This window comes from Reichenbachiella ulvae (genome assembly GCF_025833875.1).
In the GTDB taxonomy this organism is placed as follows: domain Bacteria; phylum Bacteroidota; class Bacteroidia; order Cytophagales; family Cyclobacteriaceae; genus Reichenbachiella; species Reichenbachiella ulvae.
The window spans coordinates 3,548,496-3,575,453 of record NZ_JAOYOD010000001.1; the positions used below are offsets into that span (position 1 = coordinate 3,548,496).

Sequence of the window (26,958 nt, forward strand, 5' to 3'; positions counted from 1 at the left end):
AGCTTAGTCTAAATGTACCTTTGGAAGGTGCGTTTATGTTTCGACTGAGCTCAACATGACAAAGAAAGGCTTTTGAGACAACCTCATAAAATCAAATCTTCCTCAAGGTAATCAACCTCACCCCTTTGCGCAAAGGGTATATCTGCTCAAATCAACAGGGTATTTGTTCGGTAGGTGTTTTTATCTTATTGTAACCAAATGTAGACGAGGTTTAAAACCTCTTTGACGTTCGTCAGGTCACACCCTCAACTTAAACCCCACGCCATGGACATTCTCGATCTGGATTGCCGGGTCTGGGCTTAAATACTTTCTTATTTTGGAAATGAAGACATCCAAGCTTCGGCCCTTGAAGTAATCGTCCTCTCCCCATAATGCCAAGAGTACTTCCTCTCGCTTGACCACCGAATTGGCTCGACGATATAGGAAATAGAGAATCTCGGCCTCCCTGCGAGTTAGTTTGATCTCTCCCTCTTCATGAATCAATTTGAAAACCTCAGGATCAAATCGAAATTTTCCCAAAGCAATCAAATGATCTTCAGCTTCCAAAATCTTGCTGCGCTTGACAAACACCTCTACCCGATACAACAATTCCTTGACAGAAAAAGGTTTGGTGATATAATCGTCTGCTCCGATCTCAAATCCAGCAAACTTATCTTCCTGCATGGATTTGGCAGTAAGAAAAATAATCGGGATGATCTTATCACCTTCTCTTATTTTGGATGCTAGCGTTAGTCCGTCCAATTTGGGAAGCATGATATCGAGTAGGCAGAGATCCGGCATTAGAGATGCGTATGTCGACCATGCCTGCTGTCCATCTTGATACCAATGAACTTCATAGCCCTTCATCTCCAGGTTGTCTTTGATCACAAACCCCAGATTCTGATCATCCTCTACCAGTAATATTTTCTTCTTCGGCTTCATTTGATTGGTAAAGATAAAGTGACTGTGGTTCCTTTTCCGAGTTGACTCTTAGCAGTAATCTTACCTCCATGCGCCTCCATTACCATTTTACAGTAGTAAAGTCCCAGCCCAAATCCTTTCACATCATGTACATTGCCTGTGGGCACCCGGTAAAATTTTTGAAAAATCATTTTCAGCTGATCGCTTGATATCCCTTTTCCCTGATCCTCAAATTCTAGAATCAATTCTTCCTTCCTTTGAAAACCTCGAACCAGCACAAATGGATGCTCTCCGCTATATTTTATCGCATTGTCCAGCAAATTGCTCAGCACATTACTTAAGTGCAGAGCGTCTCCATGCACCAGAGGCAAATCACCTTCAAAATCCAATCGAAGTTCTGCACTCGGGTTCGCTACTTCATAGCGCTGCTTCAGTTCCTGCATCAAATCAGACAAATCCACTGATTCCTTTTTCAATTCAATCTGCTCTTTGGATACATTGGCCATTTGTAACACGCGATCCACTTGACCCTGCAGTCGAAAAGTCTCCCGCTCCACAATCTCAGCATAGGTACTCAGGCGATCTGGCTGGCTCAGTATCTCTGGTGATTTGAGCACCTCCGCAGATACAGCTAAAGTAGAAAGCGGGGTTCTAAACTCATGCGTCATGTTATTGATAAAATCCTTTTGCACCTCTGACAAGCGCTTTTGGCGTGAGATCAGAAACAAACTAAAGCCAAAAAATAGCACAACGACTAGTAGCGTCACCGATGAGTAAATCCAAATCCCCATTTGACTCACCAGGCCTGTCGTCTTGTTCGGAAAATAAACGCCAAAATAATATTCGTCCTTATTCAACTCAGGAAAGGAGCCCATGCCCGGCTTTTCACTTTCTGAATCGCCAAGCTCCAGATACTCGCCATATACCATCTGAGAATTGCTGCAGTCAAAAATCCCATATTCAAAACCTTCGGTAATCGAGCGTTGCTCAAATTCACGTAAGAGCAAGCCTTCAAGCGTTGCAGGAGAGATTTTGTTATTGATATTGACCACAAAGTAATTGGAAGAAATCTGTTCAATGGCTTCCGTACGGGCTACCTCAGCATTCAGATCACTCAATGCCTCATTCACATTCAGTAGTGCACTTTTCACATTGCGGTCGAACTGCTGATTGCGGATATCAAAGGCACGCTTCATCCAAAACAATTGAATCAACAAAATCCCAGCAATGGATACCACAGCTAGTATGATTAATATACGGAAGGCAGTCCTGCTCATTCTACTAAAAAAGCACTTTAGAGCTAAAGCTAGCTCAATTTTTCTGCTTTTAACATTTCATTAACAAGTGATAGGAATTCATTAACAGCATTTGGAAAAACAGATCCCAATCTTTGAATCATGTTTAACCAAAAAACAAATACTATGAAAAATGTAATGATTGCCTTAGGCCTTATCGTCGCACTCAGTGCTTTCCATTTTGCCAGCAACAATTTTGTCTGGAGCAAAACCATCCATGATTTTGGTGAGCTCAAACTGAATGAACCTGCCACTGCAGAATTTGAGTTTGAAAACAGCAGTGAGTTCCCTATCATCATCGTTTCAGCCAAAGGATCATGCGGATGTACGATAGCAGACTACACCAAAGGAGAAATCCAACCGGGAGAGAAGGGTTCTGTCAGCGCCACCTACAATGCAGCCAAACTCGGAAGCTTCCAAAAAAGCGTTACCGTACAGCCTAGCATCGGCGAACCCATCAAACTGCTGATCAAAGGAGAAGTGGTGGAGTAAATTTTATTTTCACGTCGGAGAGGTTCTTCAACCTCTTTGACGTTTTGATTCACTTCCCTCCTCACATATTCGTTTTAAGCTGAGAAAATATCTGTCCGTATTGCGGATTATTTGGCGCCATTTCCATCAGTTTTTCACAACTCTTCATGGCCTCCCTGATACTTCCTGATTCCATCTGAGCAAGCATTTTGACGTAGAGCATCTCCTCTCCCATACCAAAATACAACTCTGACTCCTGAGCCACTTTTACCGCTTCGGCAAATTGCTTTTGCTGATACAGCATCGTTGCATAATTGTAAAATGCCCGTGGATTCCTGGGTTCCTTTTGTGTGGCTAACTTCAGGTACTTCATCGCATTCGCTAAATCCCCCTGTTCATTGTAAAGCAGCCCTAGCATGTAATAGGAATAACTGTATTCTGGCTCTTGACTCGTCACTGTTTGGTACAACCCTACCGCCTCTTCTACCCTGCCCTGATTGTATAGCAGTAAAGCCAGGTTCATTCTTGCTTGATTGTAAAAATTATCAATCTTAATGGCTTTTCTGTAAGCATCAATAGCCGCCTCTGGCTGCCCGATGGTTTCATAATACACACCTAGGCCATGTTGCCCTGAAGCAAAATCTGCCTGCATCTCCAGTGCCTGCAAATTTTCCTCTATAGCATCCCGATAGCTCGGTTGAGTGCTTGCTTGCGGATCCAGACGAAGCATGTAGTTGGCCGCACTGATCCGCACCAATCGAATCGAGTCATTAATCAAAGGCTGCACATATGACATGGCATTGATATCAGGCCGATTGGATAGCGCCTGTACGACTTCCCTTCGTACCAGAGCCGAGCTATCTCTCAAAAAGCCCGTGATTTTCTGTAGTTCCTGCTGGCTAGCTGCTGGGCCGAGATAATTGACAGCCGTCGCTCGTGCCACATCCGGATAAGCATCATTCTCGATTAAAGCCAACAAGGCCTGATTGTCTCCATGATACCCAGGCAACAGCTCATCCGAAAAATGCTCGGGTCGATTCGGACCAAATTTCTCCACAATGATATCGCTGGCCCATTTGGCAGACTTATCAGCATGGCATCCATTGCAGGCATTCGGCGTGCCATACTTTACGCTTTGATCTGGTCTCGGGACACGAAAACTGTGGTCTCTTCTAAAGTCATTTCCCATGTAGGTTCTACCCGTCATGTGGCAATTGATGCACTGGCCAGCTGGAGAATTGGACTCATGAAAGTGATGTGCTGGACTATCATATTTCGGCTCGTGACACTGCATGCACAGCGCATTGCCTTGCTTCTTCAATTTCAACGAATGCACATCATGACAATCTCGACAGGACACACCATTTTGATACATTTTACTCTGGATAAAAGAATTGTAGACATAGTCCTCGTCCATGATTTGCCCATCCAACTCATAGATATCGCTGGTCAATAAGGCGGGCTGATAGTGATCCAGAAAATTCCCCGTGTAGTCAAAATACTCTGTGATTTGGCCTCTTCTGGAATGGCACCTGGCGCACTTGTCTACCAGCTCTTCGCTTTCCATCCCCGTCTTCATATCAAAGGGTGGGTTTTCCCCCTTCTTTTCATTCTGGTAGTAATCGACATGTTTTGATCCTGGCCCGTGACAACTCTCACAAGCTACATTGATCTCATCGAATGTGGTATGATAACTATCGGTAGAGGCATTGTAATTTTTGTGGACATTGGTGCTGTGGCAATCGGCACACATGGTGTTCCACCGTGCGGCACCTCTTGTCCAGTGCAACCATTCGGTCGTATCTATTTCGAAGCGCGCCTGCACATCAAACCATTGGTTTTTCTGATCATCCCAGGCTGCTTGCAGGGTTTGATAGGCGCCATTAGGAAATGGAACCAGATACTGCTGCAAGGGAGTTGTCCCGAAAGTGTATTCTATTTTAAAATCCTTGTATTGACCGTCCCCATCCTGGGTATTGACCATATAATTTCCATCCTCCATGAAAAAGTGGTACTTCACTCCGTTGGAGGCAAAAGAGACCCCACTAAAGTCTCCCTTCACTGAAGTAGAATCTGCCACTTTCATCGCATCATCATGGTGCGAGCCCTTCCAGTTTTCATACTCTGCCTCATGACATGACTTGCAGGTCTCAGCACCAACAAAATCAGCATCTTGCAATGAAACAGTGGGGGTGGGAGCATTAGATTCGTATTCCAACTCCTTTTTGGTACAGGAGAGCAAGGCCAAAAAGCCCAAGAGCAAAAAGACAGAATTCAACTTCATATGTACGCAATATCCCTTTTTTCAATAAAAAAGGGAGCTAAAAAGCTCCCAATATTTTAGACATCTGTCTCTTTATGTTTGTGCCCACAATGGGAGCAGAGATAGTATTTCGTTTTCAGCAATGTTTCTTCGCTGATTTCCTCTTTGATCAATTTCATAGTCCTAAACTGGCAATTGTCACAGATCAAATTAGGCGATCCTTTGTAGGTCTCAATGATCGTGTCTCCAGTAGCATCCTCCAGCCAAACATCAAAGTCGTAGGACAAATCCTTCTCTTGTTGAATCATATCTTCAGTTAGATATTCATCCTCCTCCTCTTCATTCAATAGTCGCATGGGACGACCCGTTTTAGGATTTTTTCTTTCTCTAAACCTGATGTCAGCAAGGCGTTTCTCTAAGATGAAAGGATAGTAAGTCTTCAGATAAGCATTGAAAGCAAAGGCGATGGTAATGATGATACCTATTGGCAAACCGGCCTTCAGAGCAAAAACAAAAGTATGCCCGAAATCTCTTTCATTGAGAATAAACACATTGAGCATCAAACCAATGGCCACAGAAACCATCACAGCTGATGCCATCATCACACGGGTCTCATTGTTCAACACAAAACTGTATCTACCCGATCGATTGCCCATCACAGTCACAAGGATCATATAGACTATAAAATTGACACAAGCCATCAGTACCAATACCAGCGAGGATACCTGCGCGATGTAGGACCAGACTTCCAGATAATTAGTAGGTTCGGAATTCATATAATAAGCGTAAATCTAGTTTCATTAAAAATAACGATTTATCGAAAGATATTAGTACCTATAGGTGCTTTATACCCCTACCTTTTTTAGGGCCTCTTCGATATAATCAAATGTGGAAAGCACATCTGCCTTGCCATCTACCACCGCCACATCATGCTCAAAATGGGCAGAAGGTTTCTTATCTCCTGTGATGATCGTCCAACCATCAGAAAGTTGTCTCACGTCTTTGGTACCCAGATTGATCATTGGCTCAATGGCTATTACTAATCCATCCTTGATCAGTGGCCCACGGCCTCTTTTACCAAAGTTCGGTACCTCAGGACTTTCGTGCATTTTCTTCCCTAATCCATGACCGACCAGCTCTCTTACCACCCCATAGCCATGCTTCTCGGCATGTTGCTGGATGGCAAAACTGACATCACCAATTCGATTTCCTTTCTTCACCTGAGCAATCCCCAGGTCCAGACATTCTTTGGTCACTTTTAGCAATTGCTTCACCTCTGGAGCCACCTCTCCCACTTCGAAGGTATAGGCATGATCACCATAAAAGCCATTTTTCAAAGCTCCACAGTCTATGCTGATCACATCACCTTCCTGCAGAGGTTTGTCACCAGGGATACCATGTACTACCTGCTCGTTGAGCGACATGCATAGGGTATTAGGAAAATCATAGAGACCCAAAAAGCCTGGAACTGCACCATGATCACGAATACAAGTCTCGGCTATCGCGTCCAGTTGTAGAGGAGTAACTCCCGGTTTTACCTCTGCGGCCAATACCCCCAGTGTCTTAGAGACGATCTGGGCACTCTCTCTCATCAGTTCAATTTCTTCTTTTGACTTGTAATGGATCATAATTGCTCAATTTATTGGGCTGCAAAACTATAGTAATTTGAGCGCATGCTAAAACAAAAAACCCTGTTCGAGGTTGGTTATTAAACCAAGAACAGGGTTTCACTCAATACTTGATAGAAGTTGTAATTAAATAACTCCTTCTAAAACTTCTTTAATCGGCACTCTTTTTCCGTCTTTGTATGCTACAATGAAAGCGTCAGAAACACCGATCTCTCTCAAATATTTTTTGAAAGTATCTGCTTCCCAATAATCCTGGAATGCACCTACTGTATATCTCATGATGTCATCGTCATCATCCACCTCAAAAGCTGGATTGTTCTGAGCGAACTTAGAAAGATCTTTCTTAGCGAAAGCTCCGATCTGTACTTTGAACAAAACTCCTTTGGCAGGAACTCCAATGCCACGAGTGGCTACTTGTTGTTCTCCTCCATCTGATTTTGCGTTCTTTTTAGCTTCTGCCAAATCTTTTCTCAAAGCAGAAACCTGATCTTGGTAGTCTGCGATTTGATCATCCTTAGCTGCTAATTTTTCGTCTACTCCAGACACTTCTTTCTTCAAGCTGCTGAGTTGACCTTTCAATGATTTGTTTTCTTCAAGCAGTGCTTTGTATTGCTCTGGAGACAAAGCTTTAATTCTTTTTTTCCATTCTTTGGTCTCTTTTTTGGACATCTGAGCAGAAGCCTCAAATGAAACGCCAAGAGCAATTAATACTGCGAAAGCTGCAAGTATATTTTTCATAATTTTATGATTTAATCCAATTTATAATGACTAATGTACAAAAATAATGATCTAATTAAAGTTTTCATTATAGTTTTTTACGCTATCTGCACTAAAATCAGCCTTTTAAGCTGCCAACCATGTCCGCTGGCACCACCCATTCGTCAAATTGTTCATTAGTTACGAGCTCCAGAGCCAAAGCCGCTTCTCTGAGCGTAGTGCCCTCTTTGTGCGCCTTTTTGGCAATTTTTGCGGCGTTTTCATAGCCAATATGTGTGTTCAATGCAGTCACCAACATCAAGGACTTCTCTAGCTTCTCCTCTATCACCGGGTGATTGGGCTCGATACCCACAGCACAGTTGTCATTGAAAGATTCACAAGCATCACCTATCAACCTCGCAGAGTTAAGTAGGTTATACACCATCATAGGCTTAAACACATTCAGCTCAAAGTGACCAGTCATACCCCCAGCCGAAACAGCCACATCGTTACCCAATACCTGCGCGCAGACCATAGTCAAAGCCTCACATTGTGTAGGGTTTACTTTTCCTGGCATGATAGAAGATCCTGGTTCGTTTTCTGGTATTACGATTTCACCAATTCCACTTCTAGGACCTGAAGAAAGCATACGGATATCGTTACCAATTTTCATCAGGCTCACTGCCAATTGCTTCAATGCACCATGTGATTCCACAATTGCATCGTGGGCAGCCAGCGCTTCGAATTTGTTTTGAGCAGTAACCAAGGGAAGACCTGCATGGCCCGCTATTTTCTCAGCTACCAATTCTGCATATCCTTGAGGCGTATTCAGTCCGGTACCCACCGCTGTTCCACCCAATGCCAGTTCAGACAAGTGAGGCAAAGTGTTTTTCAAAGCTTTGATACCAAAATCCAATTGAGCCACATAACCCGAAAACTCGTGTCCTAAAGTAAGTGGTGTCGCATCCATGAAGTGTGTACGACCAATCTTAACTACATCTTTGAAAGCTTCTGCTTTTTCATTTAAAGTATCACGTAGTTTTTGCACCTTAGGCAAGGTCGTCTCTACAATCATTTTGTAGCCAGCGATGTGCATGGCCGTTGGGAAAGTATCATTCGATGACTGTGATTTGTTCACATCATCATTAGGATGGATAAATTTCTTATCATCGGTCAAAGAACCTCCTTTGATCACATGCGCTCGGTTGGCAATCACCTCGTTAGAGTTCATGTTGGATTGGGTACCCGATCCAGTCTGCCAAACTACCAATGGAAACTGATCGTCGAGTTTACCCTCCAGGATTTCGTCACAAACCTGACCAATCAAATCAGATTTTTCTTTGTCCAAAACACCCAGCTGGCAATTGGTTTCAGCAGCAGATTTTTTCAGAATAGCAAAAGCCTTGATGATCTCAATTGGCATCTTCATGCTATCGCCTCCAATCTTAAAATTCATTTTTGATCTCTGAGTCTGTGCACCCCAGTATTTATCCGCAGGGACTTGAACTTCCCCCATTGTGTCTTTTTCTATTCTGTATTCCATTTTGCAAGGATATTTTTGTGAATTAATTGGGACCCATAAATTGGCCTATGGATCGATCAGGCCGTAAATATAGTATCGTTAGAGGGAATAATACAGTGTTCTTTATCATGTTTTGGAGATGATATAATGCCAAAGCACCACTCCGATTGTTACCGATATATTGAGGGAGTGTTTGGTACCATATTGGGGGATTTCCAGACAGCCATCACAGGCATCTACCACATCCTGCTCCACCCCAAAAACCTCATTACCAAAAACAAAGGCGTACTTCCCTTCAGTCGCTGGAGTAAACTCATCCAGCATAGTAGCTCCCTCCGCTTGCTCAACAGCCCATACTGTCCATTGCTCCTCTTGCAATTGCTTTACGGCTGTTTTAGTATCCTTCACATGCTCCCACTCTACAGAATCCGTTGCGCCGAGTGCAGTTTTATGAATGTCTCGATGAGGGGGCTGGCCAGTGATACCGCACAGATAGATCTTTTTGACATTAAAAGCATCGGAGGTTCTAAAAGCAGAACCCACATTGTTCAAACTACGGATGCTATCCAAAATCAATATCACATCATGCTTAGGCTGGGCTTTGAACTCGTCAATTGTCGGTCGATTTAACTCTTCGTTTTTTAGTTTTCGCATGATCTTCTGATTTAGCCGCAAAGAAAGCAGTGATTCTGGTCTTTCGAAAACTATGGTAAGAAAATGAAGAAAGAGAATGGAAGGCTTTACTCTTTAGGAGCGCCAATAGGCACAGTCACATATAGATACATGGCATTCAGATACTGTCCTTCCCCCGTATTGTTTTTTCGAATATCGACAAAGCTTTGATAAAAATTCAGCCCCAGATCAACCCCGTTTTTCTCTCGAAAGGAATAACCCAAGCCAAACAAAAATCCAGCATCCACTCTTTTGTAGTTGGATAGCACATCGTGTCGAACCTCTCCAGAGTACTGGGCGGTAGGCTCAAATGTAAATTCGTCAATCGCAGAGCTAAGCCACCCCAACTGAGGACCGACTTGAAAGTACACCTTGTTATCCAACATATATCTTAAAGGCAAGGGCAGTTGAATATATTTTAATTTTCGAGTCAAATCACCATTGGCCAGCACAATGTCCAGGTCTGGATCACCCGTCAAATAAACATCCAGGGACTGAGCTCCCAAATTGGATATGAGAAAGAAAGAAGGAGAAAAATACCATCGCCCCTTCAACTGAATATCAAAATAAGAACCCAAAATAGGGGACCAAAACAGTTCATTTCCACCAACCCCTGATAAATGAGAAGCCTGAACACCCCCAATCACCCCAAACTCCATTCTCTCTGAATTCAACTTGTCACCAAATAAAATAGAAATCAGCACCTGGGCATCTGCTCTAGCTGTCATCAAGGTTATGAAAATCAAGAAAATAAAAAATCGTTTCATGTGAGTTTAACTAAGGTCATCGGCAGTAAATATAGTAGAATTACAGGCTTGAAAAGGACTAATTTGGAGTTAAGCCAGTCGATTAAAAAATAGATTATGGAATCCCTTAAAGTATTGGCTATCGATTTTCACAATTAACCTTAAATTCGTGCTTTGATCCCAATCGTAATGGCAGGAAGTAAGAAAGAAACCCCTTTGATGAAACAATACAATGCAATCAAGGCCAAGCACCCTGAGGCATTGTTACTATTTAGAGTTGGTGACTTTTATGAGACCTTTGGGGAGGATGCGGTGAAGGCCAGCAAAATCCTGGACATAGTCCTGACCAAACGCGCCAATGGCTCTGCTTCGCACATCGAATTGGCAGGTTTCCCTCACCACTCTCTGGATACCTATCTACCTAAACTGGTTCGAGCAGGAAACCGAGTAGCCATCTGCGATCAGCTGGAAAACCCAAAAGACGTCAAAGGCATTGTCAAAAGAGGAGTGACAGAGTTGGTCACCCCCGGACTGACTCTGAACGACAATGTGTTGGAGCAGCGAAAGAACAACTACCTCGCTTCGATCAGTTTCGGGAAAGAAATTAACGGGATCTCCTTTCTGGATTTGAGTACAGGAGAGTTCATGCTTTCGCATGGCAATGATGACTATATCGACAAATTAGTCCAAAGCTTCAACCCTTCAGAAATCATCTTTTGCAAAACACACAAGTCGAGATGTGAATCCTTATTGGGAAGCGATCACAATATTTTTTGCTTGGAGGAATGGATCTATGGATTTGATTTTGGATACGAAAAACTCAATACCCACTTCAAAACCAAAAACCTGAAAGGTTTTGGGATTGAGGAATCGAAAGAAGGCATAGCAGCAGCTGGAGCTATCTTATATTATCTGGAAGAAACCGAGCACAAAGAGATTAGCCACATTTCGTCAATTTCTCGATTGGACACTGACAAATTCGTCTGGCTTGACAAATTCACAATCAGAAACCTGGAATTGGTATATCCACAGCAAAATGATGGTGTGCCATTGCTCCAAATCCTGGACAAAACCCAGACCCCAATGGGGGCCCGACTGATGAAAAAGTGGTTGGTGCTTCCTTTGAAAGAAAAATCGATCATAGAGTCGAGATTGGGTGTGGTAGAAGCCATGTTGGAAGAAACAGATTTGACAGAAGAGGTGCAAAACCACCTTTCGCAAATCTCCGATATCGAAAGGCTCGTTTCAAAAGTTGCTGCTCTTCGTATCAACCCCAGGGAGCTATTGCACCTAAAAAGGGCCTTACTTCATATCCAGCCCATCAAAGAACAATTAGAAGGAGCCCAATCTGATGCCCTTAAGAAATTTGGAGACCGACTGAACCCTTGCCAGCAACTGCTGGAAAAAATAGAAACTAACCTGAAAGACGAAGTTCCACTCAATGCCACACAGGGCAATCTAATCAAGGATGGGATTGATCCTGAACTGGATGAATTGAGAAAAATCGCCTTTTCTGGCAAAGACTACCTCCTTCAGATTCAGGAAAGAGAAAAAGAACGCACAGGTATCTCGTCTTTAAAGATTGCATACAACAAGGTTTTTGGATACTATCTGGAAGTATCGAACGCGCACAAAGACAAAGTGCCTGCAGAATGGATCAGAAAGCAAACACTGGTAAATGCAGAACGATACATTACCGAAGAGCTGAAGGTCTATGAAGAAAAAATCATCACAGCTGAGGATAAGTTAGGATCGATCGAATTTAACCTCTACAATCAACTGGTAACCTTCGCTTCGGACTATGTCAACGAGATTCAGGTAAATGCCAAGTGCATTGCAGAAATCGACTGTCTGCTTTCATTTACTCAGGTAGCACAGGCACAGAATTATTGTCGTCCGAGCATCCACGACGACAATGTGATCGATATCAAAGAAGGTCGTCACCCAGTGATCGAGGCACAACTACCCTCAGGAGAACCCTATATTCCAAATAGTGTGATGCTCGATGACCTCTCTCAGCAAATCATGGTCATCACAGGTCCCAACATGGCGGGTAAGTCCGCTTTGCTGAGACAGACCGCACTGATCGTGCTGATGGCACAGATGGGTTCATTCGTACCCGCAGCTTATGCCAAAATCGGGATTATCGACAAAGTATTTACGCGAGTGGGCGCCTCTGACAACTTATCCAAAGGCGAATCGACCTTTATGGTAGAGATGACAGAAACTGCCAGTATTCTCAATAACCTGAGCGACAGAAGTCTGGTACTGATGGACGAAATCGGTAGAGGAACCAGTACTTACGATGGCGTCTCTATCGCCTGGTCGATCGTGGAGCACCTCCACAATCATCCTAAGTACAAGGCTAAGACCATGTTTGCCACGCACTATCACGAACTAAACCAGATCGCAGAAGATTTCCCAAGAGTGAAGAACTTTAATGTCTCTGTTAAGGAACTCGACAACCGCGTGATATTCATGCGTAAACTAAAAGAGGGAGGCAGTGAGCACAGTTTTGGTATCCATGTAGCCAAGATGGCAGGCATGCCCAATGAAGTCGTGATCCGCGCCAACGAAATCCTGAGTCATCTGGAAAAAGACAGGATCAAGGAAAACCAGGAGGAGCTGGTATCGAGCATCCCAAAAAACAACTTCCAGCTCAGTATGTTCGAATCTGATCCGCATTTCGAAGAGGTTTTGACACTACTCAATCAGCTGGACATCAATACGATTTCTCCAGTAGAGGCTCTTCTGAAGCTGAATGAAATTAAGAGTATATTGAAGGGGCAGAAAAGCAGCTAAAAAAGCTACTGTGACAATTACTTTTGTAAAATTAGATTAAACCTCTGCAGGAACGTTTTTAAAATTGATTTTTAGGGTTCTCTTTTTGGCCTTAAATCAAATGCGTTAAGAATTTCAGGGAGTGAAATGGTTAAAAAAATCATACTGTTTGAGCCCTGCGAGTTTATGATTTTTCAATGTAGCTCACAGAAATTTAGTGATTTGATTTACAGCCTTGAGCTTTTTGCTTCGTTTTTGGGTCAAGCCAAAAATGAAGAGCCTGCTCGGCTTGAGAGCTTTTTCAATAAACAGTTAAGCCATTTAAAAAACGCTTGACTCATTTTTGAATCAAGCGTTTGGGTGTTTTTTATCTCTCCAACCAATCGAGAAAATCAGGAACTCTCACACGAGAGATGAGAATTTGATCTTTGGCTTCCGGTTGTAAAATCACCTCCAATCGACTGTTGAAGTATTTATTAGCCAATTTGATCGAGTGAATATTGGCGATATATTTCCGTGACAATCGGAAGAAATCATTTGGATCCAAAAGGTTGACCAATTCATCCAGTTTGAAACTTATGATGAACTTGTTTCCTTCCTTAGCCACCAAATAAGTATAATCATCTTCTGCAAAGAAGTACGCAATGTCCTCTACCGCTACGTGTCTAAGACGATCTCCAGATTTAATAATAAACCTTTTCTTGTAGTCCTTCTGCTCATCAGAAAGCTTCAATAGCTGTTGCACCTGATCGATGCTAAGGGCCACATTGCCTTCCTCTTCATCCGTACTAGATTTCAGATCATTGTACTTTTTCAAAGCAGCCTCCAGATCTTTCATTTCTATCGGCTTCAACAGATAATCGATACTGTTTACTTTGAATGCGCGAATGGCATAATTTTCAAATGCAGTGGTGAATACGATAGGACAGGTGACAGTAGTCTTCTGAAAAATCTCAAAACTTAGACCATCAGACAACTGAATATCCATGAATACCAAATCTGGCTCTTCATTTTCTTCAAACCATTCGACCGTCTCTTCGATCGATTCGAAACAATCCAAAACATCAATATCAAAAGATGTATCAGCAAGTAAGCGTTTGAGCTCATCTTGGGCGAATTGCTCATCCTCTATAATCAATACCTTCATAATCAGGACTTAATAGGGGTAATAATACAATAAAATATTCTTCTGTTTGTTTAATCTCAACATTTTTATCCGTTACGATATCGTAATGGCTGATGATGTTATCCAATCCGATCTTCGACGAATAACCCTTTGAAGACTTCAATCGCAAAGAGTTTTTGATCACGATACGATTGTTCTCATGGTAGACCCATATCGAAAGTGGATATTTTGTCGACACCACATTGTGTTTAATGGCATTTTCAATCAACAACTGTAAGATCAAGGGAGGCACCTGAAATTTTTCAACCTCTTTCATAGGATCAATTTCGATCATCAGCTTGGCGCCAAAACGCATTCTGATCAGCTCTACATACGACTCAATCGCTTCTATCTCTTCCTTAATCGACACCAATCCTTTGTTTCGGTGCTCAAGAACATTTCGATATACATTGGAGAGTTTTCTAATGAAACTATAGGCGGTATTGGGATCTGAATATACCAAAGAGGAAAGTGTGTTCAGACTGTTGAACAAGAAGTGAGGATTCACCTGCGTCTTTAACATTTCGTGACGAAATTCCAATCCTTCCTTTTTGAACCTTTCCATCTCGATCATGGACACTTTCCATTTGTTCAGGAAGAACATTCCCATCTCTATGGATACCACCAAAATAGTCAAAGACAAGGCGGTAGAAATAACCACAATTTCATCAAAAAGCGGACGCGAATGATGATCACTTACAAATTGATAAAAATATGCACCAAAAACAGCGATGACTACAGAGGCATAAACTGTATTGGTACTGAGCTGGATGATAAATCGACTTTTGGCCCCATTTTCCCATGGCAACAGCTTGTCCAGTCGTCGATTGATGAAGCGTATTCCTTCTAACACACAGAGTGCCAAAACAATCGCATATAAGTATTCGTTTGGATCCCAGCGTATGGGCATATCCGCATAGAACACACTGTATATCAAATCAATAAAAAACCTCAAGCCAGCTCCCATGAAGATAACACTCAACCATCTCCACCAATTGCCAGCAGGGTTTTTCCTCCCACTTCTTAGTTTTGTCATTTACAAAAATTTATACACGAAGTACGCGTATAAATCCCATTATTAAAAACAGCCTTACACAAAAAAACCCCAGACCTTGGGTCTGAGGTTTTCTTCATTAATTGATTACGATTATTCTTTGGTAATTACCTTTTTGACAGCATACATGTCATTAGCCACCAGGTAAGTATACTCACCAGCAGGTAACGCAGAGATATCGAATTTCTTCAAGAACTTAGTTCCTTCAGATTTTTTCTCTGTGTGCATCAAGGCACCATATGCGTCATAAATTTTTACTTTTACTTCCTCACCTTCCAACTTAGCAAATGTTACTGCTATATTGTCTTCGTCTAATTCGGTGATTCTAACTTTTAGCTCAGGGCTAACTTTTGCTTCTTCTTTTCCGTCTTTTCCTTCTGCGAAGGCTAAAGATGACATGGCTACTAAACCGGCAATTGCGAGTGTTTTAATTGTAGTTTTCATGGGTGTAGTGTTTTTCTTTTTTAAAAATTGATTACAGTACAAGTTTACGGGGTCTTAGCAGCTGAGTAAACCAAAAATCGGTGAGCTTTAAAATTTTCGAGGTGAACTGAAGTATAATTTCGCTGGGACAAACGAGGTAAAATATGCGTTTAATGAAAGATACGGCCGTTTTTTACCTTTCCTGCGTTATCGCAGTGAGGACTTCTCCTTATCTCATCTCTACTCTTGACATAGGTACAGCGTCGTAGGACAATCCTGTGAATATTTGGTAAAATATTTAGCTCATGGTACTAAAAGCTGAAGTGAAACCGATACTTAAAAACTGTTAACTCTCACCATTAACTTCAAAGGGAATCATCCAATAAGTTTAATAGGAGCTTTTTTTAATTAACGGTTGCTGTTATGGTAATAAGTATTCGTCAGATATTAAGGGGAGTGTAAATTTTTCATCTATCCCATAGAAATACAGACTGATCCCTGATCCTTAAACTATGCTTCTTAGAATAGAAAGTCCTTAAAAAAAGAAAAGCTGCTCATCCCGTCCGGATCAGCAGCTTAAGCATGATTATGAAAGACTAAATTACTATTCTATTTCGGTGGAGTCTTTTGATCGACTCAGTGCAGTTAACGATAACGGTTGGTATTAGGTTGGCTTTGTTGTTATTAACTACAATGCAATGATAGCCGGATTGGTTGTACTACTAAAGTGAAAATCGGTGAAGTGAAGAATAAACCCGGTGGAGTGAAGAAACAAATCAGTCTATTCTTTGAAGATATTTCTTGTCAGCCTTAAAGATCACCAGCCATGTCAGTACAGCACCAAGAAGAGCATAAAAGGCAGATTTGAAGGTTAGATAAGTGATAGTGTAAAACAGGATTTCCCATGTCATCTCAAAATCGCTAATTGCTACATTAGCATGCATTTTGATCGAAATCAACCAGCCTACCGTCGAATCGAAAAAACCAACAGCAGCCCCAAACAATGGAGGCTTAAACCAACTTTGAGTTCTATAAAAAGTAAAACCACCTACAAGAACCCAAATCAAATAACTACCCCACTTCAAAAGAGAATAATCAAACTCCCAATTTTCCGACACGATCACGCCTAGGCTGTCATATACCGCAGTGGCTAACACACCTAGTATCAAGGGGTACAATGTTGACAAGTTTGTTTTACTCATAATTGGTCTTAAATAAACCTATTGTTACAAAAGGCTTGGTTTGTAAATTATGATTTCCAGCTAAAAATCCATTATAATAGAGAATGAAAATAATACTTTCACTCATTTTCCTCTCCACCGTACTCAATTTTTCTTCTCCATTATTGGGGAAATGCATGTCTTTTTCTAATTCAAAAAATCTATCTGTAGACACCGTCATTTCAATAACCGATCAGCCTGATGGCAACTATGAATCCGCACTAGCAACCAACAAAAAACTCATTGAAACTCAAAACAGACTTATCCAAGTCTTTTACTTGATATTAACTGCGCTGGCCGTTTCACTTTTCATATTGTACAACAATTACAAAAAGAAAGTAAGATTAGCTCTGGAACTGAAAACTAAGAATGAGGAGATTGAATCAATGAACGAAGAAATTCAATCCTTCAACGAAGAGCTTTCTTCTGCCAATGAAGAATTGGCTTCCCAGAAAAGCACTTTGGAATCTACAGTAACTGAACTTCAAGAAACCCAACGTCAACTAGTCCATGCGGAAAAAATGAGTGTGCTGGGCACACTAGTAGCAGGCGTAGCACACGAAATCAACAACCCTCTCAACTTCATCCAGTCAGGAGCGAATGGACTCAAGAACTCCCTGATGCCGATATTGGTTAAGCTTAAGACTGATGACCCTTCAAACCTTTCGGAAAAAGACGAATTAACCATTCAGCAGTTTTATGATTGTGTAGACATGGGGGTTAATCGCATCAATGGAATTGTAAAAAGCCTTGGCAACTTTAGTAGAAACACGAACAACTTTCAGGAAGAATGCGATCTGGTCAAGATCACCGAAGACACACTCACTATTTTAAGTAATGAGTACACCCATCGAATCGATATCAAAAAGGACTACCCTGAAGAACCTGCCATTATAATAGCGAATCAAAGTCGAATCTATCAGATCATTTCCAATTTGCTGAGCAATTCCATCCAAGCCATTCACAACGAAGGAGAAATTGAAATTAGCATTAAGTCAGTCAATGAAATTTACTCCATTACCGTCCGTGACAATGGCGAAGGAATGAGTCCCAATCTACAGAAAAAGATTTTCGAACCTTTCTTTACCACCAAACCAAGCTCGAAAGGCATTGGTCTGGGCCTGGCTTTAACTCTAAATATCATTGAGGAGCTGAACGGAACTATTCATGTGGAATCAGAAATAGGTGAAGGAACAGAAGTAATTGTCGCCTTACCAAAATCTCATGTAACGAAGGAATAATTCACTGAAGCTATAAAAAAAGAAAAGCTGCTCATCCCGTCCGGATCAGCAGCTTAAGCATGATTATGAAAGACTAAATTACTATTCTATTTCAGTGGAGTCTTTTGATCGACTCAGGTAGTTAATTGCGTTTGGTTGATTCTGTGTTGGTTTGTTATTAACTACAATGCAATAATAGTGACGAGCGATGTCCTGCTAAAGTGAAAATCGGTGAAGTGAAGAATTCGTCAGGTGAAGTGTGGGAAAAAATAAGCGTATTGACAGGCACCTATTCCGCACATCAAGCACAATACTACAAATGCCGAAACCTGGTACCCTAATAACAATTGCAGCCCCCACCATCCACTCACATCTACCGCATCACACCTCGCTCATGAAGCTACCAAAATCACAGCTCCCCATCTCGATAAGGCTAAAAATTCAATAGAGGTTCCAAAGTGTACTAAATAAGTCTCAAAGTGTACTGATTAGGTCTCATTCTACCGCTAATTTGGATCAATGTCTCACTAATAAGTATCATAATAAACTAGGGAACAATATTCCCTACCTAATAGGTATCATATCCTACCAGAATATCATTTTCCCTACACGATCAGTTCCAAAGTCTCATTAAAAATTTAATTAGAATGAATAAAAATTAATTCAAGACCACTAAAAATTCACTGAGAACCAATAAATAGTGAGGGAATGGTAGGGATTTGTGAGTAAAAAGAAGTGAATAGTACCAAAAGGAAGGGATTTGTGAGAGAATGAACTAAAAATTGAATTTTGAAACCAATCTACGCCATGCATGCATCGAATGACGAACGCTGAATTCAGGTCAGTCTATTTTTCTGGGAGTTGGCCTTTATTCATTTTAGTTTTTTGTTGCTTCAATTCAGATAAGAAGCAAAAGACTGTTTGAGTCCAGGCAGGGACAAGATACATTTAAGGAATCAAAGTGGACGAGTTTCTTTTGATTCCTGATTTGAAGTTACAAAAAGCGTTAAGAAATGAATAGCAGCCCCGGCGGGGAACCGCTTGATTTCTTTGATTACTTTCTTCATCAAGGAAGAAAGTAATGCCCAGCCGGCAAGGCGAAAGTATCCATATGAAAAAAGGATTGCTTTGACCAGTAGATTAGTTAATCAATATCTAACGAGTAGACAATTCTGTTTCATCCCCCAGAAATACAGACTGATCCCAAACTGACCCAGCAACATAGATAATTCTAAAAACCCATAAAAAAAGAAAAGCTGCTCATCCCGTCCGGACCAGCAGCTTAAGCATGATTATGAAAGACTAAATTACTATTCTTATTTCGGTGGAGTCAGCTTATCTGACTCGTGTAGTTCCGACTTATTTTATGTCTCTGACTACATTACAAGTATACGATGATCGATCAGTGACGTCTATTAAAAATCGGTGAACTCTAGAATCTATCAGGTGAAATACAAGATATATCCGGTTAACTACAAAGTGAAGATAGGGGGAATATATGGCTCTATGGCAAGGATTGAGGCATAACCATATACTTTCCTGTCATATGCCATATACATTATTGGGCACGCCTAGTTTTTGGCAATTAATCGGTATCCTACTCCTCTGATATTCTGAATTTGGAGTGAATCATCAGGCTTGAGGTATTTTCTGATTCGCGAAATAAAAACATCCATACTGCGGGCTACAAAAAAACCATCATCCTGCCAGATCTTTTCCAAAAACTCCTGACGAGTGATGATCTGATTGGGCGACTGAAAAAACAATTGAAGCACCCGAGCCTCTTTGTAAGTCAGTTGCCTTTCTTGCTCTTGAATATGAAGTAGCAGATTATCCAAATCTAATTTCGCCTGTCCCACAGACAAGGTCTGAACGGTTTTATTTTGGTCAAGCCTAGGATTGCAGCGCTTGAGTATAGCCTCAACCCTGTATTTCAATTCTGTGACGCTGAAGGGTTTGGTCACATAATCGTCCGCTCCTACTTCAAAGCCTTTGATCCTATCCTGTGTCTGATTTTTGGCTGTGAGAAAAACCAGCGGAACTTTTTGATCGTACTTTCGGATCTCAGCGGCTAACTCATAGCCATCCCGATGGGGCATCATGACATCTAGCAAACAGATATCGAATGAATCACTTCTGAAACTGCTCAAGCCTCTGACGCCATCTTTTGCCCAGGTTACCTGCCATTGATCTGTGTTCAGGTTTTCCTGAAGCATAAAACCCAGGCTTTCATCGTCCTCTACTAAAAGAATTTTGATCATGCCAGTGGTAAAGTCACTCTTACTTCGGTCCCTTGTTCCAACTCACTCATGAGGCTGATGCCACCGTTGTGGGATTTAAAAACCGAACGTACGAAATTTAGCCCAAGCCCAAAGCCCTTCACATTGTGTCTATCACCCTGAGAGACACGAAAAAAACGATCGAATACTTTATCCTGCAAGGCCGTAGGTATACCCATGCCAGTATCCGACACCTTCAATTCTATCTGGCCTTTGTCAGAACGACTTTTCAATGAAATCTTAGGCTGATCAATGGAGTACTTCTCCGCATTGTCAATCAAGTTCTCAAAGGCCCTAATCAATAGGGCTCGATCTCCATAAACCTCAGAATGATCTGCCTCTAGCTCCAGTTTGAGCTCTCCCTGACGTTTGGCTATTCTTACCTGAAAATTCTCTGCGCACTCCTTTAGGATCTCATGTAGATCCAACTTTTCCATTTTCAGCTGTGCGCCTTGTTCGATAGATGCCGCCATCAGTACCTGATCAATTTTTTCTTCCAGATTGCGATTGGCTTTATCAATGATATCCAGATAGGGTTTTTTCTCTCCTCCGGACTGGCTCAATATTTCATGTGCAATTTTGATATTGGTCACTGGCGTTTTAAGCTCATGCGTCATGTTGCTGATGAAATCATTTTTCATATCCGCATATCGCTTTTCTTTCAAAAGCGAAACAATCGCAAAGGCAAAAAAGCCCACCATGAGCAATAGCGTGACCGTAGAAAACAACCAGATTTTCATCTCTCCAGCCAGATAGCTCACGCGCGAGGGAAAATAAACCGCAAAATTGGATAGTTCTTCTGATCCTGATTGATCAGCTATGAGTTCAGGTTTTTTCAAGGTAGCGCGTACATAGTTGCCATACACCAGCGTATCACGATCGGCCGCATACACACCTATTTCGTAGGGCAGATCCAAGCCTCTCTTAGCAAATTCCCTTTGAATCATATCATCCAATTGACTGTGATTGATTCTAGCATGCATCGGCACAAAATAAAAATTGCTTTTCAGCTCATTGACCTCAATCGGAGTCCCACTCTCGATAGCCAAATCGACAGCCACCGCATTGAGAGAAAGATTGACATCATGACTAAACTGCCGCTCCGTGATGTTGACGACACGATTGAGCCAAAAGCCCTGCACTAGCATCAAAGCCAGTAGCACCACCGAGCCAAAAATGATAACCGATCGCAAATGCCTGTGTTTCATAACTTCAAATATAGGCCTAAGCACTATTAAAGGATAAGATTAGCGGCTCATTAACCTTTCATTAACACTTCTTTACACTGATTAACTCAAATCAAATGGCGTCCCGCCTATCCTTGAAGAAAAATCAAAACAATGAAATTTTCACGATTCGATCTTTTCTTCCTACTGTCTGGACTATTTCTAATTATCGCTGGATTATTGTCAGCTCACCTGGATTCAGCCCCATATGGCTTTGGTGCAAGCACCCTATATTTTGCACCTTTATCCATGCTGACAGGCTACAGTTTAGTCGCCCTTGGGATATTAGGGCGAAGCATGTCCATCATACTCAAAGAGCGGTTGATGCAGCAATTTCAATCCATCGCATTTTGGAAATCAAAGTATTGCTTTGCATTCATTAGCTTTCTACTGTCCTTTGTTGTCTACCTTCTTACGTTGGAACCGACTGCCAGTTTTTGGGACTGTGGCGAATTCATTGCTAGTGCCTACAAGCTTCAAATTCCACACACTCCAGGCAATCCACTTTTCCTGATCATTGCCCGTTGTTTTGCCATGCTTTCGTTTGGGGATACGACCCAAGTGGCCTGGTGGATCAACCTCATGAGCGGTCTTTTCTCAGCGGGTGCAGTGGGACTCTGTTTTTTGCTGATTTATGATCTGACCAAAAAAGTCTCACCTTCTAGCCCAAGCTGGTTATCGATAGCGGCTGCATTAGTCGGCAGTCAAATCATGGCTTACATGGATTCCTTTTGGTTTTCTGCGGTAGAGGCAGAGGCCTACGCCATTGCCAGTTTTTACACGCTACTATTATTTTGGTTAGGATGGAAAAGTAGTCTTTGGTCAGAAAAAAATCAGCAGATAAGGTGGGGACTTTTCCTTCTTTTCCTCTGTGGTCTGGGCTATTGCATTCACCCCATGTGTCTGCTTGCCTTACCCGCTATTATGGTTTCATTCTTTCAAAATGGGCGACTGAAATGGATGCTTGGTGCATTTGGATTAGGAATGATTCTCCTCTTTTTGATCAACAATCTGCTAGTCACTCTACCTTTTCGTATCGCACTTCACTTAGACATTCTAATGGTCAATGACTGGGGCCTACTTGAGTTTTCGGGTGTTTGGCTGACACTCACAGCAGCACTCATTGTTGGAGGACTGTCTTTTTTAAAATTGAAACAAGCTCAATTGCCCATATTAGCCACTTTCCTGCTGTATATCGGACTTAGCCCCTATCTTTTACTCTTTATCCGTTCTGCTCACAACCCACCTATCGATTCTTTTAGCCCGGACAATTTACCCGCTATACTCGCTTATATGCAAAGAGATCAGTACGTCCAGGTCCCTTTGCTCTATGGACACTATTTTGATGCACGCATTCAATCCTACGAAAAAGGGGAAGCACTCTATACCTGGGAAGACGGCCGCTACCTCCCCATCGGACACAAAACCAAATACGCCTACTCAAGCGATCGAAAGACCTTGCTGCCAAGAATCTACAGCAGCGATCCCAAACACGTAAAAGTCTACCAACAGGTCTGTGGATTAAGGCCAGGAGAAAAACCTCAATTTCTGGACAATCTAAAATTCATGTTCAGCTACCAGCTCAACTTCATGTATATGCGCTATCTGCTTTGGAATTTTGTAGGACGAGATAGCGACATCAAAAACGCCGCAGTACACTGGCCATGGGATGCCAAAAAACAAAACAAAGCCAACAATCAATATTTTTTGTTCCCGCTGGTTCTGATAGGTTTTGGGATCTTTTTCCTATATCGTAGGGACAAAAAATCATTTTGGGTATTGGCTTCACTTTTTCTGATGACTGGTCCTATCCTCGCCCTGTACCTAAATGTAACGCCAGATCCTCCGCGCGAACGAGATTATATCTATGTAGTATCCTATATGGTTCTGGCCATATACGCTGGTATTGGAGTCATCGGCCTCAAAGGAATCATTCATTCATTACCAAAAACAACTTTAGCCCTCATACTACTCGTCCCTGGATGGATGGCCATCGAAAACTGGAATGATCACGACCGGTCTGATCGCTACATTCAGATGGAGCAAAACCGAAATATTTTGAGGTCCTGTGCGCCCAACTCTATTTTGTTCACTGGAGGAGACAACGATACCTTCCCGCTTTGGTATTTGCAACAGGTAGAAGGAGTCAGAACTGATGTACGCGTACTTGTCACCAGTTATCTCAATGCCAGTTGGAACATCCAACAGCTCAATTATGATTTTTATGAATCCACTGCCTTTGACTTGAGGCTAGAGCCAAAAGATTACCGAAAAAATGGACCCAATGATGTTTTGCCTCTGATCCCTTCCATGAAGGACAGCAATGCCTTCAGTTTCGAAAAATACCTGAGGTTAATCCAGGAGGATCATGAGGCCATAAGAACGGAGACGCAAAATGGAGAGTATTATCACTACTTACCCTCCGATCGCATTGTTTTGAGTACTCCCAAAGGTCGTTGCGAAGTAAAAGTCACCGGCAACTATTTATACAAAAACGAATTGGTTATGTTGGACCTGATGGCCAACAGTAAACGTCCACTGCATTTCAATTTCAATGCGAAGCATAACATCAACATGGACCTGGATCGCCACCTGGTCAACGAAGGCTTCCTATTACGCTTCGAACCCAATACTACGACGGTATATGATGTGGATGCAGCCTACCGAAACCTCATAGAAGAATCAAAATACCCGAACTTCGATGATCCCAAGATCTACCTGACACATGAAGATCATATTCTGAGACAATTGCACCTGTTGCGTGCAGAATTTTCTGAATTAACAGATGCATTGATCAAAAAAGGTGATAAATCTCGAGCAAGAGAGGTAGCTCAATTTTCTCTCAATACTTTTTATGCTCCTTATCAGGAAGTCAATGCTCAAAGTATTTTCTTCCTCAAATCCCTCAGAATTCTAGACATGAAAGATAGTTACAACCTCCTTTCAGGTCGTTTATTGACCTTTGCTCAACAGCAAAAAGACAGGCAACTCAAGGCCTTTTTGGTCAGTAATATTGAAGCTTTGAACTCAAACAAATTAGAGTAGACTAGATAAATAAAGGGTGACAATTCCGTCACCCTATATTCTATTTCTTAATGACTCTAAAAGTCATTTTCTTTTCTTGATCATGAATCTGTAAGAGATACACCCCTGGTGAGAGATCGCTCAAATCAAATTTCTGTTTAGAGGATTTTTCACCATCTATAATGATTCTACCTTGATCATCCAGTATGCTATAATGAACAAACTCCTCCTTTCCCTCAAAATGCATATTGGTACCTACAAGTGGGTTCGGATACACCGTATATTCCAATAGCGGCCTAGCGCTATTCAAGATAGTCTCCACTGACAACATCCCTACTTCACTTAAATAACCATCTTCATCTTCCGCTACCAGATAAAAATCAAATGCAGTACCATGCTCCAGTTCTTCGGCAGTCAAAAGCAGTGACTGCCCAACTAAGAGTTCACCACTTAACTGAACAGATGCCACTTCATCAGAGGCATCCAGACCTAATTTGACTTGCTCAGCAGTTGGTGATGTGGATCCACCCTCTAGTCCTACCATGTACAATTGCCCCATTCTATTCGTCTGGGAAGAAATCTGAATATAATCCTGCCCTATATCCTGAATTTGAGGAAATCCCTCCTCAAATCGAATGCGATCCTCTGTAGTAATAGTCAGCCTGGCGATTTTTTGAGATTTCATTTCGCTATCCATCAGCAAAACAAACATTTCGTATTGGGTTGCTGGATCCAAATTCACCAAGTTGATTTGATTGTATCCAGAAGCAAGGGCAGCACTTCCGCTCATCCAGGCAGCATTTCCAGTGGCATCTAAACCTTCCTGAATCTGCTGAGGATCTGGCACTTCACTCCCCGCATTTAACAAAACATAATAATAATCACCTGACCCTGAAGTGTAAAAATCCACATCAACAGTGTATGCACTTTCGTCTGTCACATTAGGCTCAGTACTAAAATCAATGTTGGGCACAATATGGATTTGAGCCGAAATATAAGATCCGTCTCCTATCAGGCTATTCGTGATGTAGCAATAATAATCCCCCGCTTCGATGTTCTCAATGGTTAGATCAGGATTGCTGGAAGGCGTGTTGAGGGATACCGCATTTCTCTTCCACTCATACAGGTTATTTTCTCCACTTACTGTGACAGACAAAGTATACGGCTCCCCAACAAAGGCAATTTCTTCTCTCTCAATTCTATTTTGAGGTAAATACTTCAAGCTAGCTATGGATGCATTAGGCACCCAATTTTCGAAAGATCCAAAACCGAAATCATTATAGCTTAGATCAAAGGTGGCAAGTACAGGCATCTCTGCTATGCCCGCTGGCAATGCTCCACTCAATTTATTATGGCTCAAGCGGCATATCTCCATTGAGCTTAATTGAGTAAAAGAGCCTGGAATACTGCCTTCCAATTCGTTATGCTCAAGACTTAAAACAACCATTCCTGACAAATCATAAATAGAGCCAGGGATAGAACCTGAAAGTTGATTGTAGCTAAGATTGATTCCATGCATCTTGGTCAATTGTCCAATCTCTTCTGGAATTGAGCCTGTCAGTTCATTTAGTCTCATGTTAAAACTGGTCAATTCTCCTAACTGAGCCATGCTAGCAGGGATCGTTCCCACCAATCCATTGTCACTCAAATTGATCCCCGTAACTCTCCCTTCAGTCCATCCGACTCCATACCATGTCAATGGATCTGCTTCCAGATCCCAGGTATTGGTCCAGTTGGATCCATCTGTGCTTTCATACAACTCTTTCAATACGGCCACATCTGCCGTATTGGCTGGTGCTTCGTTGTAGAATTCTGCTTTGAACCTAATGTCAGTAAAATCATTTTCTACCAATGCTCCCGCATCGTTTTTCAACATCTTGCCCCCTGCGTAAGGCCCTTCCACATTGGCCGATCCACCAAACTCCAAATCGACATCTTTTCTGAAAACTGCATAATAGTTTCCGCCTACAGATAAGGGCAGATAGTCAAATTCATATCGGGTAAAAGGAAATACACCATCTACGACAGCAGTACTCTGGCCTACCAAAGTTCCCCCTGAGCCATCATCTGTGCTCGTAATATCACTCGGCAAGGCACTATAGATGTATAAGGTAGGTGCTTCATTCCCAGAAGTGCTGTACACTAAGTCAAAGGAGGTAAGATAGACCTTATCTGATTCATCGGGTGTACCCGTACCTTCTCCAAGAATTGAAGTATTGAATTTTTGTCCCCTGATGGATGACCCTGAGTTTCCTGTTGTATTTTGTATGATGCTGTAGTCTTGTGCTACAGACGCGAATGCACATAAAAGCAATATGTGCAGGGTTGAAAAGAATGATTTCATTAGTAATTGGGTTGTTGCAGGACAGACAC

General features: G+C 41.9%; 20 protein-coding genes. 4 read left to right on the forward strand and 16 right to left on the reverse strand.

All coding sequences use genetic code 11. The annotated features are described in order from the left end of the window. Window positions 1-237: 237 nt before the first annotated feature. Entirely contained in the window at window positions 238-921 is a 684-nt protein-coding gene (locus N7U62_RS14250; protein ID WP_264138658.1) for a response regulator transcription factor, read from the reverse strand. Beyond that, window positions 918-2,177, reverse strand: a complete 1,260-nt coding sequence (locus N7U62_RS14255) for a sensor histidine kinase (protein ID WP_264138659.1) — start codon at window positions 2,175-2,177, stop codon at window positions 918-920. Before N7U62_RS14255 ends, N7U62_RS14250 begins: the two co-directional genes overlap by 4 nt. 144 nt (window positions 2,178-2,321) lie before the next feature. Between N7U62_RS14255 and N7U62_RS14260 the strand changes: the two genes are divergently transcribed. Then, window positions 2,322-2,687, forward strand: coding sequence for a DUF1573 domain-containing protein (locus tag N7U62_RS14260; protein ID WP_264138660.1), 366 nt, complete (start codon window positions 2,322-2,324; stop codon window positions 2,685-2,687). A gap of 61 nt (window positions 2,688-2,748) precedes the next feature. Here N7U62_RS14260 and N7U62_RS14265 read toward each other — a convergent pair whose 3' ends face one another. The 7 genes from N7U62_RS14265 to N7U62_RS14295 all read right to left on the reverse strand — a co-directional run bounded on the left by N7U62_RS14265 (window position 2,749) and on the right by N7U62_RS14295 (window position 10,214). Continuing rightward, window positions 2,749-4,950, reverse strand: a complete 2,202-nt coding sequence (locus N7U62_RS14265; protein WP_264138661.1) for a tetratricopeptide repeat protein — start codon at window positions 4,948-4,950, stop codon at window positions 2,749-2,751. A gap of 56 nt (window positions 4,951-5,006) precedes the next feature. Next, window positions 5,007-5,705, reverse strand: a complete 699-nt coding sequence (locus tag N7U62_RS14270; protein WP_264138662.1) for a hypothetical protein — start codon at window positions 5,703-5,705, stop codon at window positions 5,007-5,009. 69 nt (window positions 5,706-5,774) lie between these two features. Then, window positions 5,775-6,557, reverse strand: a complete 783-nt coding sequence (gene map, locus N7U62_RS14275) for a type I methionyl aminopeptidase (protein WP_264138663.1) — start codon at window positions 6,555-6,557, stop codon at window positions 5,775-5,777. A 126-nt stretch (window positions 6,558-6,683) separates the two neighbouring features. Continuing rightward, window positions 6,684-7,295 (reverse strand): Ezrin/radixin/moesin family protein, encoded by a 612-nt coding sequence (locus tag N7U62_RS14280; RefSeq protein WP_264138664.1) that lies wholly within the window; start codon window positions 7,293-7,295, stop codon window positions 6,684-6,686. Between the two features lie 97 nt (window positions 7,296-7,392). Continuing rightward, complete coding sequence (fumC, locus tag N7U62_RS14285; RefSeq protein ID WP_264138665.1) at window positions 7,393-8,796, reverse strand: class II fumarate hydratase; 1,404 nt, start codon at window positions 8,794-8,796, stop codon at window positions 7,393-7,395. A gap of 105 nt (window positions 8,797-8,901) precedes the next feature. Further along, window positions 8,902-9,429 (reverse strand): RNA methyltransferase, encoded by a 528-nt coding sequence (locus tag N7U62_RS14290; protein WP_264138666.1) that lies wholly within the window; start codon window positions 9,427-9,429, stop codon window positions 8,902-8,904. A gap of 86 nt (window positions 9,430-9,515) precedes the next feature. Further along, window positions 9,516-10,214 carry an outer membrane beta-barrel protein gene (locus N7U62_RS14295; RefSeq protein ID WP_264138667.1) on the reverse strand — a complete coding sequence of 233 codons (699 nt, stop codon included), beginning with the start codon at window positions 10,212-10,214 and terminating at the stop codon, window positions 9,516-9,518. A gap of 168 nt (window positions 10,215-10,382) precedes the next feature. On the opposite strand from N7U62_RS14295, the gene mutS reads away from it, so the two are divergent. Then, window positions 10,383-12,995, forward strand: a complete 2,613-nt coding sequence (gene mutS, locus N7U62_RS14300; RefSeq protein ID WP_264138668.1) for a DNA mismatch repair protein MutS — start codon at window positions 10,383-10,385, stop codon at window positions 12,993-12,995. 346 nt (window positions 12,996-13,341) lie between these two features. On the opposite strand, the gene N7U62_RS14305 is transcribed toward mutS, so the two are convergent. The 4 genes from N7U62_RS14305 to N7U62_RS14320 form a co-directional block, all read right to left on the reverse strand. Continuing rightward, on the reverse strand, window positions 13,342-14,121 hold the full coding sequence (locus tag N7U62_RS14305) for a LytR/AlgR family response regulator transcription factor (RefSeq protein WP_264138669.1): 780 nt from the start codon (window positions 14,119-14,121) through the stop codon (window positions 13,342-13,344). Next, window positions 14,096-15,175 (reverse strand): sensor histidine kinase, encoded by a 1,080-nt coding sequence (locus N7U62_RS14310; RefSeq protein WP_264138670.1) that lies wholly within the window; start codon window positions 15,173-15,175, stop codon window positions 14,096-14,098. The genes N7U62_RS14305 and N7U62_RS14310 overlap by 26 nt, the downstream gene beginning before the upstream one ends. A 111-nt stretch (window positions 15,176-15,286) precedes the next feature. Continuing rightward, window positions 15,287-15,637, reverse strand: a complete 351-nt coding sequence (locus N7U62_RS14315) for a T9SS type A sorting domain-containing protein (RefSeq protein WP_264138671.1) — start codon at window positions 15,635-15,637, stop codon at window positions 15,287-15,289. 755 nt (window positions 15,638-16,392) lie between these two features. After that, on the reverse strand, window positions 16,393-16,818 hold the full coding sequence (locus N7U62_RS14320; protein WP_264138672.1) for a hypothetical protein: 426 nt from the start codon (window positions 16,816-16,818) through the stop codon (window positions 16,393-16,395). An 83-nt stretch (window positions 16,819-16,901) separates the two neighbouring features. Here N7U62_RS14320 and N7U62_RS14325 point away from each other — a divergent pair, with 83 nt between their 5' ends. After that, entirely contained in the window at window positions 16,902-18,077 is a 1,176-nt protein-coding gene (locus tag N7U62_RS14325; protein WP_264138673.1) for an ATP-binding protein, read from the forward strand. A 1,550-nt stretch (window positions 18,078-19,627) separates the two neighbouring features. Here N7U62_RS14325 and N7U62_RS14330 read toward each other — a convergent pair. After that, window positions 19,628-20,317: a response regulator transcription factor gene (locus N7U62_RS14330; RefSeq protein WP_264138674.1), complete on the reverse strand. Its 690-nt coding sequence runs from the start codon at window positions 20,315-20,317 to the stop codon at window positions 19,628-19,630. Continuing rightward, entirely contained in the window at window positions 20,314-21,543 is a 1,230-nt protein-coding gene (locus N7U62_RS14335) for a sensor histidine kinase (RefSeq protein WP_264138675.1), read from the reverse strand. The genes N7U62_RS14330 and N7U62_RS14335 overlap by 4 nt, the downstream gene beginning before the upstream one ends. A gap of 132 nt (window positions 21,544-21,675) precedes the next feature. Between N7U62_RS14335 and N7U62_RS14340 the strand changes: the two genes are divergently transcribed. Next, entirely contained in the window at window positions 21,676-24,606 is a 2,931-nt protein-coding gene (locus N7U62_RS14340; protein WP_264138676.1) for a glycosyltransferase family 117 protein, read from the forward strand. A gap of 40 nt (window positions 24,607-24,646) precedes the next feature. Here N7U62_RS14340 and N7U62_RS14345 read toward each other — a convergent pair whose 3' ends face one another. Continuing rightward, window positions 24,647-26,929 (reverse strand): T9SS type A sorting domain-containing protein, encoded by a 2,283-nt coding sequence (locus N7U62_RS14345; RefSeq protein WP_264138677.1) that lies wholly within the window; start codon window positions 26,927-26,929, stop codon window positions 24,647-24,649. Window positions 26,930-26,958 lie beyond the last annotated feature (29 nt).